A 14,991-nucleotide genomic window follows, 5' to 3' on the forward strand; every position below is an offset into this window, starting at 1 on the left:
CGAGGCCGTCAACCGGCGGCGTGAAAATCTTGCCACGCCTGGGCCAACAGCTCGGGCTCGGTCAGCACGTCCACGGCCGTGCACGCCAGCGCCTCGGCGGCGGCCAGCATCACCGCTCGGGCCCGTGGGCTCGCGGCGGCGGCCGCGAACTCCGGGGTGTGGTCGGACTTGTCGGGGTCGGTGATGGCCACGAACGGATGGATGGCCGGCATGATGTTGCTGACGTCACCGATGTCCGAGGAGCCGAGGAAGACACCCGGCGTCGGCTCGGCGAGGGTGATGCCGGCTTCGGCCAGGTGCCGGGCGAACGCGCCGGACAGGGCGGCGTTGTCCCTCACGTGCTGGTAGCCGTGGCTGGCCGCCGAGACTTCGACGGTGGTGCCGGTGGCTTGGGCGATGCCGTGGGCGCACTCGGTCAGCTGCGCCACCAGGTCGTCCCGGGCGGCGGTGGTCAGGCCCCGCACGCCGAAGCGGCCCTCGGCCAGGTCGGGCACGATGTTGGTGGCGGTCCCGCCCTGAGTGACGATGCCCTGCACGTGCGAGCCGAGTGGCAGCCGGGATCGCAGCATGGCCAGCGCGGTGAACAGCTGCACCAGGGCGGCAAGGGCATCCACGCCCTCGGTCGGGTTGCCGGTCGGATGCGCGGCGCGGCCATGAAACCGCACCGCGATCTCGATCTGCGCGGTGAGCGGGGCGTACCGCCAGTCGTGCACGCCGGGGTGGAACATCAGCGCCGCTTCGATGCCGTCGAAGACGCCGGCGTTGAGCTCCAACACCTTGCCGCCGCCGCCTTCTTCGGCCGGCGTGCCGATGACCACGAGCGTGCCGGCGAGATCGGGCAGCGCGTCCCGGACGGCCAGCGCCGCCCCGAGGCCGGCGGTGGCGATGAGGTTGTGCCCGCAGGCGTGCCCCAGACCCGGCAGCGCGTCGTACTCCAGCAGCAGCGCGATCCGAGGCGGAGCACCAGTACCCCACTGAGCTCGAAACGCCGTGGGCAGGCCGGCGACGCCGGGCTCCACCTCGAACTGGGCGGCTGACAACGCCCCGATCAGCTCGGCGCACGCCCGATGCTCCTGAAAGGCCAGCTCCGGATGTCCATGCAGCACAAGGCTGATCCGCCAGAGCTCGTCGGCGAGCCGGGCGATCGAATCCCGCACGGTCACGCCGGGTCCTTGACCACGCGGATCGACGTCAGCTCCGCATCGGCCGGGTCCGGCAGCTGCATGCCCGCGGCCAAGCCGCTGCGCAGGTAGTCCAGCACGTCCTTGGTGACCACCTCGCCGGGCACCAGCGCCGGCGAACCGGGCGGGTACGGGCTGATCATCTCGGCCACCACCCGGCCCACCGCGTCGTCCACGGCGACCTGCTCGGTCTCGCCGAAGAAGGCGTCGCGGGGCAGCATCACCGTGCGCAGCTCCAGGTCCTCCGGCCGGGCCAGCTCGACCGCGGGCGGCGACTCCATCCGCTCCGCCGCCTTGGTCAGCTCCCGCAACGACTCCACCAGCACCGACGCGGTCCGCTCGTCGTCGCCGAGGGTGATGATGGCGACGATCCGCCGGTGGTCGGACAACCCGACCGTCACCCGCCGGCGCTCCCGCAGCCAGTCGGCCGCCTGGTAGCCGCTGATGCCCAACTCGGCCAGGTCGACGACGACCTTCAACGGATCGAAGGAATCGGCCCGGTCGGGGCCGATGAACTCCTGCTCCCCCATCACCCGCAGTCCCGGCAGCTCGTCGATCTCCCGGCGGACACCGTGCGCCAGCGACAAGGCTTCGGTCAACAACTCCTCGCCGTGCTCGGCCATCTGCCGCCGCCAACCGTCCACAGTGGCGTACACCAGCGAGGAGGCGCTGGTCGTGCCGAGCAGATCCTCGCGCGCCTTGAGCACGGCCGGATCCACCCGGTCGCCCTGAAGGTGGAAAACCGAGCTCTGCTCGACTGCCGCGCCCATCTTGTGCACGCTGGTCACGCACAGATCGGCGCCGGCGTTCATCGCCCATGGCGGCAGCGCCGGGTGGAACGGCAGGTGCGCGCCCCACGCCTCGTCCACGATGAGCGGCTTGTCGAACTCATGGCACACCTCGGCGATGGCCGCGATGTCCCCACAGGTGCCGTAGTCGGTGGGGGTCACCAGCAGCATGCCCTTGGCCTCCGGCTCGGCCTCGAACGCCTTGCGCACCTCCTCCGGGCCCGGCGGGTGGGAAAGGTGGCGCTCGCCGTCCCAGTGCGGATGCACCCACACCGGCGACACCCCGCTGAGGATCAGGCCGGAGATGACCGACTTGTGCGCGTGCCGGGCCACGATGAGCTTCTCGTGCGGGCCGGCCACCGCGAGCATGGCGCTCTTGACCGACAGCGAACTGCCGCAGGTGGAGAAGAACGTGTGCTCGGCGCCGACGGCGTCGGCCATCAGCTTCTGCGCCTCCTGCAACACTCCGTGCCGCAGCAGCCGGTCGTCGAGACCGTTGGGGCCGAGCACGTCGCTGGTGAACACGCCCGTGCCCACGACGTCGATCACCCGCTGGTCGGCCCCGCGCCCCTGTTTGTGGCCGGGTGGGTTGAACGGCACGAAACCCTGCTCGTGGAACTCGGCCAGGGCTTCGAGCACCGGCGCTCTGCTGTGGTCCATACCCCTGGATTCCCGCCTCGCCACGCCAGAAACCCCTCTCAGACCGGCCAGGCGAGCGCGTCCAGCAAACCGGCCCTCTCGTTGGCGGCCCGCTGCCGCTGCGCCCCGTTCCCGTCCGCCCGCACCCCGGCCAGGGCCTGCTCGGCGAACTCGTCGTCACCGTTGGCCCGCAGCCACGGCCCGAGACCGGCCACCAGATCGTTCACCACCTGCCACGCCGGCGCCAGATCACCGGTGCGGGGATGCACGCAGCGCCCGGTCAGGCCGTCCCGGGCCGAGCGCCACAGCCACGCCCGCAACACCTCCGGCTCGGGCCGCGCCACCGGCCCCTCACCGTCGAACACCTGCGTGGCCAGGGCCCGGACCAGCACGGCCAGCAGCGCCGCCTCGGTCGGCGTCGGGAGCACGTCGGCGACCCGCACCTCCACCGTCGGCTGATGCGCCGAGAGCCGGATGTCCCAGTAGACCATCCCACGATCGAGAGCGGCCCCTGCGTCGATCAGACCGTCCACACTGGACTCGTACGCGTCCACCGAGTCGAAGTGCGGCGGCGCACCGGCCGACGGCCACCGAGTCCAGAGGAGGTGACGCCAGCTCGCATAGGCTGTGTCATCGCCGTTGTGGAACGGCGAGTTCGCCGTCAGCGCGAGCAGAACCGGTAGCCACGGCCGGATCTGGTTGCTCATCCGCACACCCGTCGCGGCGTCCGGGATCGAGACGTGCACATGGCAGGCACAGGTCAGCGAAGCCTGTGCGATGCCGCCGAACTCTCGTGCCATCCGGTGGTAGCGGACGTCGGGGGTGAAGCGCGCCGGGCGATCGTCGGCCATCGGGGCGGTGCCGCTGGCCAGCAGTCGCAAGCCCTGCCCCGCCGCTTCCGCCGCCAGTCTGTCGCGCAGCGTGCCCAGTCCCGTGACGACCTCGTCGGCGGTGGCGCACACCCCGGTCGCCGACTCCACCTGGCAGCGCCGCAACTCGTGTTCGATCTGCCCGTCCGCGGCGTCGACCTGCTCGGAGATCTCCGGCCCGGCCGCCGCCAGCCGGCCGTCGCCGTCGACCAGCAGGAACTCTTCCTCGACGCCGAGCGTCACACCCGGTCTTCCAGTCATACCGGGAAAATGCCCACAATCGAGGGTGGTTCAAACGACCAGCTGCTCATTCCCGTCCGCGCAGCACGTTCGGCTCGTCCTCGCCGTCCCGGGCCAGCCGCTCGTCGGCCCAGCCTCTCGGCAGCAGCACGTCGTCCTCGTCCAGGACGGTCTGCTCGGTCGGTGTCGTCTCGATCATCGTTCCTCCTCCTGCTCACGAATCGCCGCCGGCGTCCTTCGCATTGTCGTAGACCAGTTGCAGGCCGTCCGACACCGCGATGGCGGTCAAGGTCACGCACACCAGGCGGGTCAGCCGCGGCGCGAACACCAGTCCCGCCGACAGGCCTGTCGCCACCCACACGCCGAGGCAGAACGGGCAGGTGATCAGCTCGCCCGCGGCGTGTTGGACGCCATGGCCACGGACGGACTCCATCAGTTCGCCGTCGCCGGCCGGTTCCCGGTAGCGGGTGAACGGCGCCCGCAGCGGGCTGGTCACGGCGTCCTTGCTCAGCAGGCGGCTCAGCTTGTGCGTGGCCAACGACATCAGCACGGTGTCGGTGGCACTGGGCGTCGGTGGCGGGATCCGCAGCGCTTTGGCCAGTCCGACCAGGGCACCGGTCACCCCGGCATAGACGCCGAGCACCGCCAGGTAGCCGCCGAGCGGGCGCTCCTCGTCGCCCTCGTACTTCCGCTTGAGCTGGCGGACCATGGTTCGCGCCGACTTCCGGGCCACCGGACGGTCCTCCCTTCCTCTGCCCCCATAACAGCTCTACCCAGCAGAAACGCCGGTAATCGTCGGTCGCCGGCGCGGTTGCTCGGACAGGTCCGGTTGCCCGTGGCGTCCGCAGCGGCTGATCGCCACCGAGGAGCCCTACGGCGTCTGGGGCGGCCAGGACGAGGCCCAGCGACGGCGGATCATCCGCCGCCGCCGCGCGGCGGGACCCGACACCGGCCAGGCCGCCGTAACCTTCACGGCCTCACTGGGCCTTCGCGGCGAAGGGCAACCGGTCCAGTTCGGCCCGAAGCGCGGGCAGATCGTCGTAGACCTTGCTCGCGCCGGCTTCCGCCAGCTCGTCGACGCCGAAACCGCCGGTGCGCAGACCGATCGAGGGCAGGCCCAGTTTCCGCGCGGCCTGACAGTCCCAAATGGAGTCACCGAGGGCGACGGCGTGCTCCCCCCGCACCTTGTCCATCGCCACCGCGAGCAGATCGGGCGCCGGTTTGGTCGCTTCCACGTCCTCGGAGGTGGTCCACGCGTCGGCGACGTCCCGCACCGCCAACAGGTCGAGGTAGTGGTCGACATGGTCGGGCTTGCCCGAGCTGGCCAGCACCAGCTCGTGCCCGTTCTCCTTGACGGCCACCAGAAGTTCACGCGCACCAGCCAGCGGGGCGACCTCCTCCAGCATCGGCCCGAAGATCTCCGCCCATGCCGCCCGCACCTCGTCGCCGTGCTGGTCCTCCACGTCCTCGCCGGCCACCGCGGCCACCAGTTGGTCGCCGCCCATGCCGACCGCGCGGTGGATGCGCCACATCGGCGCCGTCACCCCGCAACGCCGGAAAGCCCGGTACCACGCGACGATGTTCTGGTAGTTGCTGTCCACCAGGGTCCCGTCGACGTCTGCGATCACGATTGTCTGCACGGCAAAGGGATACCGCGACCACACGGCCCGAAACCTGGTCGCGTTTGCCCGATCGAGCGGAGGGTAGCCGTGTGGCCGATCCGGAGGAGGCAAGCCATGACCACCATCGAGAAGTCCGTGGATGTGCAGGTGCCCGTGCGCACCGCGTACAACCAGTGGACCCAGTTCGAGTCCTTCCCCCGCTTCATGGAGGGCGTCGACCGGGTCACCCAGATCGACGACGTGCTCACCCACTGGCAGACGTCGATCGGCGGCGTCAGCCGCGAGTTCGACGCCCGGGTCAGCGAGCAGCACCCCGACGAGCGCGTGGCCTGGCACACCGTGGACGGCCCCGAGCACGGCGGCGTGGTCACCTTCCACCGCCTCGACGACCACACCACCAGGGTGACCCTACAGATGGAGTACCAGCCCGACACCCTCACCGAGAAGACCGCCGCCGCGCTGGGCCTGGTTGGCAACCGCATCAGCGGCGACCTCAAGCGATTCAAGGACTTCATCGAAAGCGAGGGACGTGAGACCGGCGGCTGGCGAGGCGACGTGCCCCGCAGCCCGCAGTCCTGATCCGCCGGCCGGCGACCCCACAACCGGGGTCGCCGGCTCGCGGTTGCGGCCGGGGCGCAGCGGGCACCCTTGCTCTCGTGGACACCTTTCGGCACGAACTCGCCATCTACCTCAACGACCACCTGGCCGGCGCGACCGGCGGCGTCGAACTGGCCCGCCGCATCGCCCACGAGCAGAAGGACGCCGATCTGTCCGGGCTCGCCCGGGACATCGAACAGGACCGCGACAGCCTGCTGCGCATCATGGACGCCCTCGGCGTGCGCCAGGACTACGTGAAGATCGCCGGCGGCTGGCTGGGCGAGAAGCTGGGCCGGCTCAAGCCCAATGGGCGCCTGTTCAGCCGGTCGCCGCTCAGCCGCCTCGTCGAGCTGGAGGCGATGAGCCTCGGCGTGGACGGCAAGGCCGCCGGCTGGCAGACGTTACGCCGGCTGGCCGAGCACGACGATCGCCTGGACCAGGTCCATCTCGACGAACTGACGGCCAGGGCCGAGGCCCAGCGGCAGTGCCTGGAGGCGATGCGCGGACGAGCTGCCGCCGCGCTCCTGGAGCCCGAGGCCTGATCCATTGTGGACCGATCTATTGTGGACCGAGCCATTGTGGACTGTCTACTCGCCGGTCTGCCGAGGGATCGTCGCCAGCGGGCGGGGCTCCTGCCGTTTCCGAACCGGAAATCGACGGGCCCCGCCCTCACCAGCGGCTACTGCCTCAGCGGCGCAGCGCTTCCCGCTTGACCCAGCCCACCACGGCCGTCGCCACGAACAGCACGACACCGAGAATCAACAGCCAGGCCAGGCCCTTGACCACCGCGCCGACTACGGCGCAGACCAACCAGACCACCAGCAGCAATCCGATCAGGGCGAGCATCAGACACCTCCGTCGATTCCGAGCTGGCCCCAGGGATACCCGGTGCAGACGCCGTTCAATCATCGTTCACCAGCGCGATCTGAGCCGTCCCAGCTGGGTCAGGGGGTCGTTCCGCTCATGCCGGTCGTTGTTCCCCCAGCCCGGCCAGCAGGTCGGCGAGCCCGCTGCCGGCCCGGCCACGGAGCCGGGAGCTGGTGGTCACCGGGGCGTGCGGCGTGGTCACCGCCCGAAAGCCGGCGAGCTTGACCCGGTCCCACAGGTGCCGGTCCTCGCTGGTGGACAGCGGCCCGAAGCCGCCGACGGCGAGGTAGACATCCCCGCGCACGCCGAGGTTCGCGCCGTAGACCCGGTCCCGACCGTCGGGGGTCAGCGCTTCGTACCGTGCGCGCAGCCGCTCGTCGCCGGCCCAGTCGATCCGCACAGCGCCGGCCACCGCGTGCGCGCCCCGGTTCGCGAGCCGGAGATGGGCGGTGATCGTGTCCGGGTCCAGCGCGGAGTCGGCGTCGGTGTTGAGCACCCAGCACTCCTCGGCCGGCCAGGTCAGGCTCCGCCGCACGCCCAGGTCCCGAACCGTCCCGAGTGGACGGTCAAGGCGGTTCACGAGGACGTCGGCCAGCGGCCGGGCCAGAGCGGCCGTGTCGTCGTGGCACTGGTCGGCCACCACGCACACCGTCGCCGCGACCGAGGACGGCACAGCCGTCCAGATCGCGCGCAGGCACTCGACGATCGTCTCCCGTTCGTCCCGCGCCGGCACGACCACCGCGACGGACCGGATCACCGTCGCCTCAACACGTGCAGCAGGAACTCCTCGTCACGATGCTCGACCAGGGTCGACAACTCGGGCCGCCCGGCCACCAGCTCATGGGCCTCGGCGGCGTCGCGGGTGGCCTCCGGCGCCCACGGACGCCAGTGCGCCAGCACAAGGTCGCCGCCGGGGGCCAGGCCGGTGATCGCGTTGTCGACCGTCTTGCGCAGGTCCTCGTCGGACAGGTAGTAGAGGATCTCGCTGAGCACGACGAGATCCGCCACCTCGTCCGGAAATCCCTCCGGCAGCACCGCTTTCGTCACGGTCAGGTTGGGCAGACACAGCTTCCCCGCCGCCGCCACCGCCTTCGGCACAGCGTCGAACGCGTGCACCTTGTCGGCCCGCATGGCCAGTTGGGCCGTGAGCGCGCCGACTCCGCAAGCAGGCTCGACGGCATGCCGGTAGCGTTCGCGTGGCAGCGCCGCGAGCAGAACCGACCGCTTGCGGCGTTCGTACCAGCTGTCCTCGGTGCGCCATGGATCGGCGTTCGTGGCGTAGAGGTCACGGAACCGCTCCAGCGGCGCACTCTGCCGGCGTGGTTCGCGGAACAGCACCTCGCGGTCGCGGTTGAAGTGCTCCAGCACATCCGGCGGCAAGATGGGGTCGCTACCGTCCGGGCCGCGCTCCAGTTGGGACGTGAAAGCCTTGATGCCGGCCATCTTCCGCCCCAGCTGCGCCGCCGTCAGCGCGTACGCGCGGGCGTGCCGCCACGGGATCTCCGCCGACTCCTCGGCCGTCCAGTGCCACATCCAGATCGGGTACGACCAGCAGTGCGCGGTCACCGGCGCGGCCGCCAACACGGCCTTGCCGACAGCACTGTGATCGGGGTGTGGATCGTGCGGCCACGGCAGCAGGCAGCAATCGGCGTCAGCCAACAACGTCCGCAACTCCGCGACGAGCTCGGCGCGACACTCGGCCAAGCCGGAATCCGGCAGACCCAACCAATGGACGTCGCTGTCACCAAGACCCTGGGCCCGCAACGACTCCGTGAGCTCGCGACGTCTGCGCCGGCCGAGCTCGGCGCGGTCTTGGGGACCTAGCGCGGGAAACGCCGCCTCGCCGTCACTGGCCACCACCACGTCGACCCGGCATCCGTTCTCGTGCAACGCTTGCAGGCACGCGCTGGCCCCGAGCGTCTCGTCATCGGGATGCGCCGCGACCGCCACCACCCGGCGATAGCCCGTGGTGTCGAACGCGGCCAGGCCGTCCAGCCGGCCCTCCCATCTCCGCTCGGCCGCCGAGGTCATGCCAGCACCGCCTTCCCGATCGCCGCCAGGTCCTTCTCCGCGTGGTGCTGCCGCACGTACACCTGGAGATCCGCCAGCCGCTGGGCAAAGCGCGGATCGCGGCACATCAGCGTCGGCCCGGTGATCCGCGGCACCCGGTCCAGCACCTCCCACGCCGACCGCTCCGCCGCCGACCGGCAGGTCCAGGCGAGCAGGTGGTGATCGCCGGCCGGATCCGAGTCCACCGTGGACGCAGCGAGGTCCAGCAAGGCCTCGGTCGAGCGGATCGTGGTGTGCAGCGCGCCGACATGCGCCAGCTGATGATCGTCCGGAGTGGACAGCTCGGCCAGCACGTCGTCCAGCAGACCGGCCGCGCCACCCAGCCAGACCGCCGCGACACCGATGCCGCCCAGCCAGAAACCCGGGCGCTCCAGGTAGAACCCGGGCTCGCCGACGATCATGTCGCCGGTCACGACGACGTCGTCGATGGTCACGTCCGGACTGTCCGAGGCGTCCATGCCCAAGGGCAGCCACGTGCCCGGCACCGTGAAGATCCGGGCATCGGACAGATCCGCCTCCACCAGCACGCTGCGCCGGTCGTCGTCGAGGGCGGCGATCAGCGCTCGGTCCAACCGGTGCGCACCGGAACAGAACCGAACCGTTCCGCGGAGAACGCCGTCTTGCAGCACCGCCCCGGTGCCGCCGGACCTGGCCGCCCACACCCCGTACAGCGCCTCCGGCACCGGCTTCCGGCCGGCCTCGGCGAGAATCGCCACCGCGTCGGCATGTCCCTCGGCCAGCCGGGCCAGCGCCAGATCCCGCCGGCCCAGGCGGGCCAGCGCCGCCCACCGGGCCGCCGTGTCGCCGCCGCCGGGCAGCGGCAGATCGAGATCGCCGACGGCCGCCAGCGTCCGCAACTCGGTGATGACGGTGTCGACGTCGCGGGGCCACAGAATCCGCGGTGGTGGCTGGTCATCGAGCATGGCAACGGATTACCCGAGGTCGCGGGCGTCCAATCCAGTTTGGCCGGACGCCGCCCGGGTAGCCGTGCCACCATGACCTCAGCGAAACAGTTGCGGGCCCTGGCGCTCGTGTGCACGCTCACGCCGTCTCCCGGCGCCTCCAGCAGCGACCTGCTGGCCGAGCACGTGATGGACCAGTTCGCGGCCAACGGCGTCAAGGGCGAGGCGATCCGGGTGGTCGACCACGACGTCAAACCCGGTGTCGCGGTGGACATGGGCGACGGCGACACCTGGCCCGACATCCGCTCCCGGCTGCTGGAGGCCGACATCCTCCTGCTGGCCACGCCGATCTGGCTGGGGCATCCGTCCAGTGTGGCCCAGCGGGTGCTGGAACGGCTCGACGGCGAGCTGTCCGAGACCGACGACCGTGGCGTGCCGCGCATGTACGAGAAGGTCGCCACCGTCGCGGTGGTCGGCAACGAGGACGGCGCGCACAAGGTCAGCGCCGACCTGTTCCAGGCCCTCGACGACATCGGCTTCACCATCCCGGCCGGCGGCGTCACCTACTGGGTCGGCGAAGCCATGCACGGCACCGACTTCAAGGACCTCGACGAGGTGCCCGACACCGTCGCCCAGACCACCAAGCGCCTGGCCGCCAACGCCGCCCACCTGGCCCGCGTCCTGCGCGAATCCCCTTATCCGGCCTGATGATCCGACTGGTCAGCCGAACGCGAGGCTGGCCGGCCAGTACACGACGGCGGCGACGAGCGCGGCGGCGGGCAAGGTCAACACCCAGCCGGTCACGATGTCCCCGGCGATCCCCCAGCGGACCGCCGACGGACGCCGGGCCGCTCCGACTCCCATGATCGCGGTTGTCATCACGTGCGTGGTGGAGATCGGCGCGGCCCAGGCGAACGCCGTCACGTAGAGCACGGCGGCCCCGGACAGCTCGGCGGCGAAGCCGTGCGGCGGCGTCATCGGGAACACTCGCCGCCCGAGCGTGCGCATCACCCGCAGGCCGCCCGAATAGCTGCCGGCGGCCATCGCCGCCGCGCACGCCAGCACCACCCACAGCGGCACGCCATCACCGTGGTAGACACCCGTCACCGCCAAGGCCAGCACGATCACGCCCATGGACTTCTGCGCGTCCTGCAAGCCGTGCCCCAGTGCCAACGCCGCCGCGGACACGATCTGGGCGTGCCGGAACCCCCGCCGCACCCGATGGGCGTTGCCGCGTCGAAACGCCCACAGCACACCGGTCATCACCCCGTAGCCCAGCACGAGGCCGACCACCGGCGACACGACCATCGGGATGATCACCTTGTCCACCACGCCGGCCCAGTGCACCTGGCTCGCCGAGGCGAGCGCGGCCCCGACCAGCCCGCCGATCAACGCGTGCGATGACGAGGACGGCAGCCCGAAGTACCAGGTCGCGATGTTCCACACGATCGCGCCGACCACGGCCGCGAGCACCACCGCCAGACCGGAGCCGCCCGAGGGCGGCGCGATCACCCCGTCCGCGACGGTCACCGCGACGCCGGTCGACAGCAGCGCCCCGAGCAGGTTCATCGCCGCGCCCATGGCCAGCGCCCACCGCAGCGGCAGGGCGCGAGTGGACACGGCGGTGGCGATGGCGTTGGCGGCATCGTGGAAACCGTTGGTGTAGTTGAACACCAGGGCCAACGCGACCACGACCCAGAGGCCGAGCACTCCTCAGCTCTCCTTGACCGCGATGGTGTGCATGACGTCGGCGGCGTGCTCGAACGCGTCCGCGGCCTGCTCGAGGCCGTCCACCACGTCCTTGAGCTTCATCACCGTCAACGGCTCGTACTCGCCGCTGAACAGCAGGCTCAGCAGCCGCCGGTGCACCTGGTCGGCGGCGTTCTCCACCTCGCTGATCTCCCGCCAGTACGGCACGAGGTCCTGCGGTGTGCGCAGCTTCGGCATCGCGGCGACGGTCAGCCCGGCGGCCTTGGTGAGCAGCTCGACCTGCTCGGACACGCCGGGCGGGAACTGGTCGCAGCCGTAGAGCAACGCCAGGTCCACCACCTCGTCGACGAAGTCCACGACGTCGTCGAGCCGGACCGCGAGCCGGTAGATGTCCTCCCGGTCGAACGGCGTGACGAAGGTGACGTCGATCAGTTCGATCAAGGCGTGGGTGTGGTCGTCGCCGACGTGCTCCAGCCGCCGCATCTCCTGCGCGAGGGCTTCCCGGTCGGCGGCGTCGGCACGGACGAACCGGTCGAGCACCGCCACCGCGTCGGCGATGTTCACCGCCGCGGCGGTGAGCAGGTCGTAGAACCGGGCGTCGCGGGGCGCCGCTCGCAGCCTCATGCGACGGCCGTCCGGAACTGCGCGGTGGTCGTCATGACTGCGGCTTCCCCCAGCCGCCTCGGGTGAAACCACCAGTTTGGTTCGAAGCGCGCGTGCTGCGTAGCCCGTCGCACTGCGGCGGTCCCGCTCAACGCCGTCCTGGCGCGCCTGCTTCGGCGCGGATCCGGTTGATCACGGCGGTGGTGGACCGGTCCGGCAGGTAGTCCAGGATCCGCACCTCTCCGCCGCAGGCCCGGACCGTCGGCGTCTCGGGCAGCATCTCCGGTGTGTAGTCGCCGCCCTTGGCGTACACCTCCGGCCGCAGCCGGGTGATCAGGCCGGCGGTGGTGTCGGCGCCGAAGGTCGTCACGTGGTCCACGCAGCTCAGCGCGGCCAGCACCGCCGCCCGGTCCGACGCCGAGTTCACCGGCCGGCCCGGCCCCTTCAGGCGGCGCACGCCGCTGTCGTCGTTGACTGCCACGACGAGCACGTCCCCCAACCGCTTGGCCTGGTTCAGGTATGCGACATGCCCCCGGTGCAGCACGTCGAAACAGCCATTGGTGAACACGATCCGCCGCCCGGCGGCCCGGTGCGCCGACACGGCCCCGGCGAGTTCGTCATGGTTCAGCACTGCGGCCCGGAATCCGCCGAGCCGCTCGGTCAGCTGCGCGGTCGTGCACACGGAGGTGCCCGGTCGGCCGACCACGACATCGGCCGCCGCCTGCGCGAACTCCACGGCGACCGGCGCCGGCAGTCCGCCCGCGAGCGCGGTGGTCAGCGCGGCGACGAACGTGTCGCCGGCCCCGGAGGCCTGGCTCTCCGGCGCCGGCTGCGCCCAGGTCCGGTGCACGGGGCCGTCCGGCGGCAGCAGCACCGCGCCGTCCCGGTCCAACGTGACCACGACCGCGTCGGCCCCGGTGGCCGCGCGAAGATCATCGGCTCGGTTCTCCACCGCCACCGAGCGGCCATCGCCGGTCCAGGTCGCGCCGAGCAGCCTCGCCGCCTCGCCGGCGTTGGGCGTGACCACATCCGGCCGCACCGCCGCCCACGGCCTCAGGTCGTGCGCGTCCGCCACCAGCAACGGCATGCTCGTTCGCAGCCGAACGAGTTCGGCCCGAACCGCGTCGGTCAGCGTGCCGGCGCCGTAGTCGCAGACCAGCACGGCATCGCACCGGGGCACCACCTCGCACAGCACGCCGGCCAGCGCACGGCCGGTGCTCGGCCGCACCGCGCCGGTGTCGCCCTCGTCGAATCGGGCGATCAACTGGGCTCCGGCGACGATGCGGCGCTTGGCCATGGTCCGCCGCCCATGCTCCACCAGCATCGCCTCGGTGCGCACGCCAGCGGCGTCGAGTTCGCGCCGCAGCCGCGCCCCGTCGGGATCCGCGCCGGTCACGGCGATCAACACCGCCTCCGCGCCCAGCGCCGCCAGGTTCGCCGCCGTGTTGGCCGCCCCGCCGGGCCGCTCCACCGCGCTGGTGATCTCCACCACCGGGGCCGGGGCCTCGCGGCACAGCCGGTTGCTGTCGCCGCACAGCCAGCCGTCCAGCATGGCGTCGCCGACGACGGCGATACGGAGCCGGCGACGCGCCAGCTCGTCGGGAGTGTCCGGGGTCAGCATGCCGTCTCCCAGTGCACGACCTTGGTGGTGGTCATCTCATCCAGCAGCTCCGGCCCGTAGCCGTAGCCGGTCCCGCTCGCGCCGCGCGGCTGGGCGGCCCCGCCGGGAGCGCCGCCGAACACGGCGTTGATCTTCACGGTGCCCACCGGCAGCTCCCGCCAGGCCCGCTGGGCGTGGGCCATGTTCCGGGTCAACACGGTCGCCGCCAGTCCGTACGGACCGCTCGACGCCAGCTCCAGCCCGGTGTCGAAGCTGTCCACCACGCACACCGGGGCCACCGGCCCGAAAGTCTCCTGGCCCATCACCCGCATGCGCGGGGTGCAGCCGGCCAGCACCGTGTTGGGATAGCGGGATCCGCCGGCCACCAGCAGAACGCCGCCGACGAGCAGCTCGGCGCCGCCCCGGACCGCCTCCTGCACCTGCTTGCTCACCGCGTCGCGGGCCTTGACGTCCACCAGCGGCCCGGTCTTGAACTCCCGGGCCCGGGCCACCAGCGCGGCCAGGAAAGGCTTGGCCACGACCTCGTGCACGTAGATCCGCTCGACCGAGGTGCACAGCTGGCCGGCGTTGGTGAACGCCCCCAGCGCGGCCTGTTCGGCCGCCCACTCCGGGTCGACGTCCCCGTCGATCAGCAGCGGATCGTTGCCGCCGTTCTCCAGCAGCAGCTTGGCGGTGCTGTTGCGGGAGATCTCCCGCCCGGTCTCGCTGCTGCCCACATGCGCCACCAGGTCCACCTCCGGCTGCCGCGCCAGCGCCGCGCCGACCCAGCCGTCCCCGGGCAGCCATTGCAGGACGCCTTCGGGGAACAGGTCGGCCAGCAGCTTGGTCAGCAGCTCGCCGACGTGCGGCGAACGCTCGCTGGGCTTGTGCACCACCGTGTTGCCGACGGCCAGCGCGGCCCCGATCAACCCGCAGGCGATCGCCACCGGGTCGTTCCACGGCGTGATCGCCGCGACCACGCCCCGAGGCTGCGGCACCATCAGGTCGATCGCCGACCACGAGCCGTGCAGGCTGCGGCCCCGGTGCAACGGCCCCAGCTCGGCGTACTGGTCGAGCGTGCCAGCGGCGGCCAGCACGCCGCCGCGGGCTTCGTCGACCAGCCGCCCGGTGTCGCCGTTGTTGGCGGCGGCGAGCTCGTCGGCCGAGGCGCGCAGCCTCGCGGCCGCGGCGGCGAGCGCGGCCCCCCGGTCGGCGGCGGAGGTTCGGGCCCAGCCCGGCTGCGCGGCCCTCGCCGCGGCGACGACCGGTTCGACTTCGCTCATGTCCTGGCGGCTACCCGGTG

General features: G+C 71.7%; 17 protein-coding genes. 3 read left to right on the forward strand and 14 right to left on the reverse strand.

What is annotated here, in order from left to right; genetic code table 11:
- Positions 1–8: 8 nt before the first annotated feature.
- The 6 genes from ACIG5F_RS41390 to ACIG5F_RS41415 all read right to left on the reverse strand — a co-directional run bounded on the left by ACIG5F_RS41390 (position 9) and on the right by ACIG5F_RS41415 (position 5,345).
- Positions 9–1,163 (reverse strand): amidohydrolase, encoded by a 1,155-nt coding sequence (locus ACIG5F_RS41390; RefSeq protein WP_396525654.1) that lies wholly within the window; start codon positions 1,161–1,163, stop codon positions 9–11.
- The gene (locus ACIG5F_RS41395) at positions 1,160–2,629 is read right to left on the reverse strand and encodes an aminotransferase class I/II-fold pyridoxal phosphate-dependent enzyme (RefSeq protein WP_396525655.1); all 1,470 of its coding nucleotides are present in this window, start codon (positions 2,627–2,629) and stop codon (positions 1,160–1,162) included. Before ACIG5F_RS41395 ends, ACIG5F_RS41390 begins: the two co-directional genes overlap by 4 nt.
- A gap of 38 nt (positions 2,630–2,667) precedes the next feature.
- Entirely contained in the window at positions 2,668–3,738 is a 1,071-nt protein-coding gene (locus ACIG5F_RS41400) for a glutamate--cysteine ligase (protein WP_396525657.1), read from the reverse strand.
- Between the two features lie 46 nt (positions 3,739–3,784).
- A complete protein-coding gene (locus ACIG5F_RS41405) occupies positions 3,785–3,916 on the reverse strand; it encodes a hypothetical protein (RefSeq protein WP_396525659.1) in 132 nt (43 codons plus the stop codon).
- Positions 3,917–3,931: 15 nt separating this feature from the next.
- On the reverse strand, positions 3,932–4,426 hold the full coding sequence (locus ACIG5F_RS41410) for a DUF1360 domain-containing protein (RefSeq protein WP_396525736.1): 495 nt from the start codon (positions 4,424–4,426) through the stop codon (positions 3,932–3,934).
- A gap of 268 nt (positions 4,427–4,694) precedes the next feature.
- Positions 4,695–5,345 (reverse strand): HAD family hydrolase, encoded by a 651-nt coding sequence (locus ACIG5F_RS41415; protein WP_396525661.1) that lies wholly within the window; start codon positions 5,343–5,345, stop codon positions 4,695–4,697.
- 108 nt (positions 5,346–5,453) lie between these two features.
- On the opposite strand from ACIG5F_RS41415, the gene ACIG5F_RS41420 reads away from it, so the two are divergent.
- Both ACIG5F_RS41420 and ACIG5F_RS41425 read left to right on the forward strand, forming a co-directional pair.
- Positions 5,454–5,918 (forward strand): SRPBCC family protein, encoded by a 465-nt coding sequence (locus ACIG5F_RS41420; protein ID WP_396525663.1) that lies wholly within the window; start codon positions 5,454–5,456, stop codon positions 5,916–5,918.
- A gap of 77 nt (positions 5,919–5,995) precedes the next feature.
- Positions 5,996–6,478 carry a hypothetical protein gene (locus ACIG5F_RS41425; protein WP_396525665.1) on the forward strand — a complete coding sequence of 161 codons (483 nt, stop codon included), beginning with the start codon at positions 5,996–5,998 and terminating at the stop codon, positions 6,476–6,478.
- Between the two features lie 145 nt (positions 6,479–6,623).
- Here ACIG5F_RS41425 and ACIG5F_RS41430 read toward each other — a convergent pair whose 3' ends face one another.
- The 4 genes from ACIG5F_RS41430 to ACIG5F_RS41445 all read right to left on the reverse strand — a co-directional run bounded on the left by ACIG5F_RS41430 (position 6,624) and on the right by ACIG5F_RS41445 (position 9,796).
- Complete coding sequence (locus ACIG5F_RS41430) at positions 6,624–6,782, reverse strand: hypothetical protein (protein ID WP_396525666.1); 159 nt, start codon at positions 6,780–6,782, stop codon at positions 6,624–6,626.
- Positions 6,783–6,897: 115 nt separating this feature from the next.
- Positions 6,898–7,560, reverse strand: coding sequence for a glycosyltransferase (locus tag ACIG5F_RS41435; protein ID WP_396525668.1), 663 nt, complete (start codon positions 7,558–7,560; stop codon positions 6,898–6,900).
- A complete protein-coding gene (locus ACIG5F_RS41440; protein ID WP_396525670.1) occupies positions 7,557–8,834 on the reverse strand; it encodes a PIG-L family deacetylase in 1,278 nt (425 codons plus the stop codon). Before ACIG5F_RS41440 ends, ACIG5F_RS41435 begins: the two co-directional genes overlap by 4 nt.
- Positions 8,831–9,796 (reverse strand): acyl-CoA dehydrogenase, encoded by a 966-nt coding sequence (locus ACIG5F_RS41445; protein ID WP_396525671.1) that lies wholly within the window; start codon positions 9,794–9,796, stop codon positions 8,831–8,833. Before ACIG5F_RS41445 ends, ACIG5F_RS41440 begins: the two co-directional genes overlap by 4 nt.
- Positions 9,797–9,868: 72 nt before the next feature.
- Here ACIG5F_RS41445 and ACIG5F_RS41450 point away from each other — a divergent pair, with 72 nt between their 5' ends.
- Positions 9,869–10,483, forward strand: a complete 615-nt coding sequence (locus ACIG5F_RS41450) for a flavodoxin family protein (protein WP_396525672.1) — start codon at positions 9,869–9,871, stop codon at positions 10,481–10,483.
- 12 nt (positions 10,484–10,495) lie between these two features.
- On the opposite strand, the gene ACIG5F_RS41455 is transcribed toward ACIG5F_RS41450, so the two are convergent.
- The 4 genes from ACIG5F_RS41455 to ACIG5F_RS41470 form a co-directional block, all read right to left on the reverse strand.
- Complete coding sequence (locus ACIG5F_RS41455) at positions 10,496–11,485, reverse strand: anion permease (protein ID WP_396525673.1); 990 nt, start codon at positions 11,483–11,485, stop codon at positions 10,496–10,498.
- Between the two features lie 3 nt (positions 11,486–11,488).
- Positions 11,489–12,109, reverse strand: coding sequence for a DUF47 domain-containing protein (locus ACIG5F_RS41460; RefSeq protein WP_396525674.1), 621 nt, complete (start codon positions 12,107–12,109; stop codon positions 11,489–11,491).
- A gap of 127 nt (positions 12,110–12,236) precedes the next feature.
- Complete coding sequence (gene rfaE2, locus ACIG5F_RS41465) at positions 12,237–13,709, reverse strand: D-glycero-beta-D-manno-heptose 1-phosphate adenylyltransferase (RefSeq protein ID WP_396525675.1); 1,473 nt, start codon at positions 13,707–13,709, stop codon at positions 12,237–12,239.
- Entirely contained in the window at positions 13,703–14,971 is a 1,269-nt protein-coding gene (locus tag ACIG5F_RS41470) for an aldehyde dehydrogenase family protein (protein WP_396525676.1), read from the reverse strand. Before ACIG5F_RS41470 ends, rfaE2 begins: the two co-directional genes overlap by 7 nt.
- Positions 14,972–14,991: the final 20 nt, after the last annotated feature.

The sequence above is a fragment of the Kutzneria sp. NPDC052558 genome (assembly GCF_044547355.1).
Classification (GTDB): Bacteria; Actinomycetota; Actinomycetes; order Mycobacteriales; family Pseudonocardiaceae; genus Kutzneria.

Excerpts from the sequence above, each read along its gene's own strand:
- ACIG5F_RS41395 (WP_396525655.1), bottom strand. The coding sequence starts at position 2,629 with ATGGACCACAGCAGAGCGCCGGTGCTCGAAGCCCTGGCCGAGTTCCAC.
- ACIG5F_RS41400 (WP_396525657.1), bottom strand. The coding sequence starts at position 3,738 with ATGACTGGAAGACCGGGTGTGACGCTCGGCGTCGAGGAAGAGTTCCTG.
- ACIG5F_RS41405 (WP_396525659.1), bottom strand. The coding sequence starts at position 3,916 with ATGATCGAGACGACACCGACCGAGCAGACCGTCCTGGACGAGGACGAC.
- ACIG5F_RS41410 (WP_396525736.1), bottom strand. The coding sequence starts at position 4,426 with ATGGTCCGCCAGCTCAAGCGGAAGTACGAGGGCGACGAGGAGCGCCCG.
- ACIG5F_RS41420 (WP_396525663.1), top strand. The coding sequence starts at position 5,454 with ATGACCACCATCGAGAAGTCCGTGGATGTGCAGGTGCCCGTGCGCACC.
- ACIG5F_RS41430 (WP_396525666.1), bottom strand. The coding sequence starts at position 6,782 with ATGCTCGCCCTGATCGGATTGCTGCTGGTGGTCTGGTTGGTCTGCGCC.
- ACIG5F_RS41440 (WP_396525670.1), bottom strand. The coding sequence starts at position 8,834 with ATGACCTCGGCGGCCGAGCGGAGATGGGAGGGCCGGCTGGACGGCCTG.
- ACIG5F_RS41445 (WP_396525671.1), bottom strand. The coding sequence starts at position 9,796 with ATGCTCGATGACCAGCCACCACCGCGGATTCTGTGGCCCCGCGACGTC.
- ACIG5F_RS41450 (WP_396525672.1), top strand. The coding sequence starts at position 9,869 with ATGACCTCAGCGAAACAGTTGCGGGCCCTGGCGCTCGTGTGCACGCTC.
- ACIG5F_RS41460 (WP_396525674.1), bottom strand. The coding sequence starts at position 12,109 with ATGAGGCTGCGAGCGGCGCCCCGCGACGCCCGGTTCTACGACCTGCTC.
- rfaE2 (WP_396525675.1), bottom strand. The coding sequence starts at position 13,709 with ATGCTGACCCCGGACACTCCCGACGAGCTGGCGCGTCGCCGGCTCCGT.
- ACIG5F_RS41470 (WP_396525676.1), bottom strand. The coding sequence starts at position 14,971 with ATGAGCGAAGTCGAACCGGTCGTCGCCGCGGCGAGGGCCGCGCAGCCG.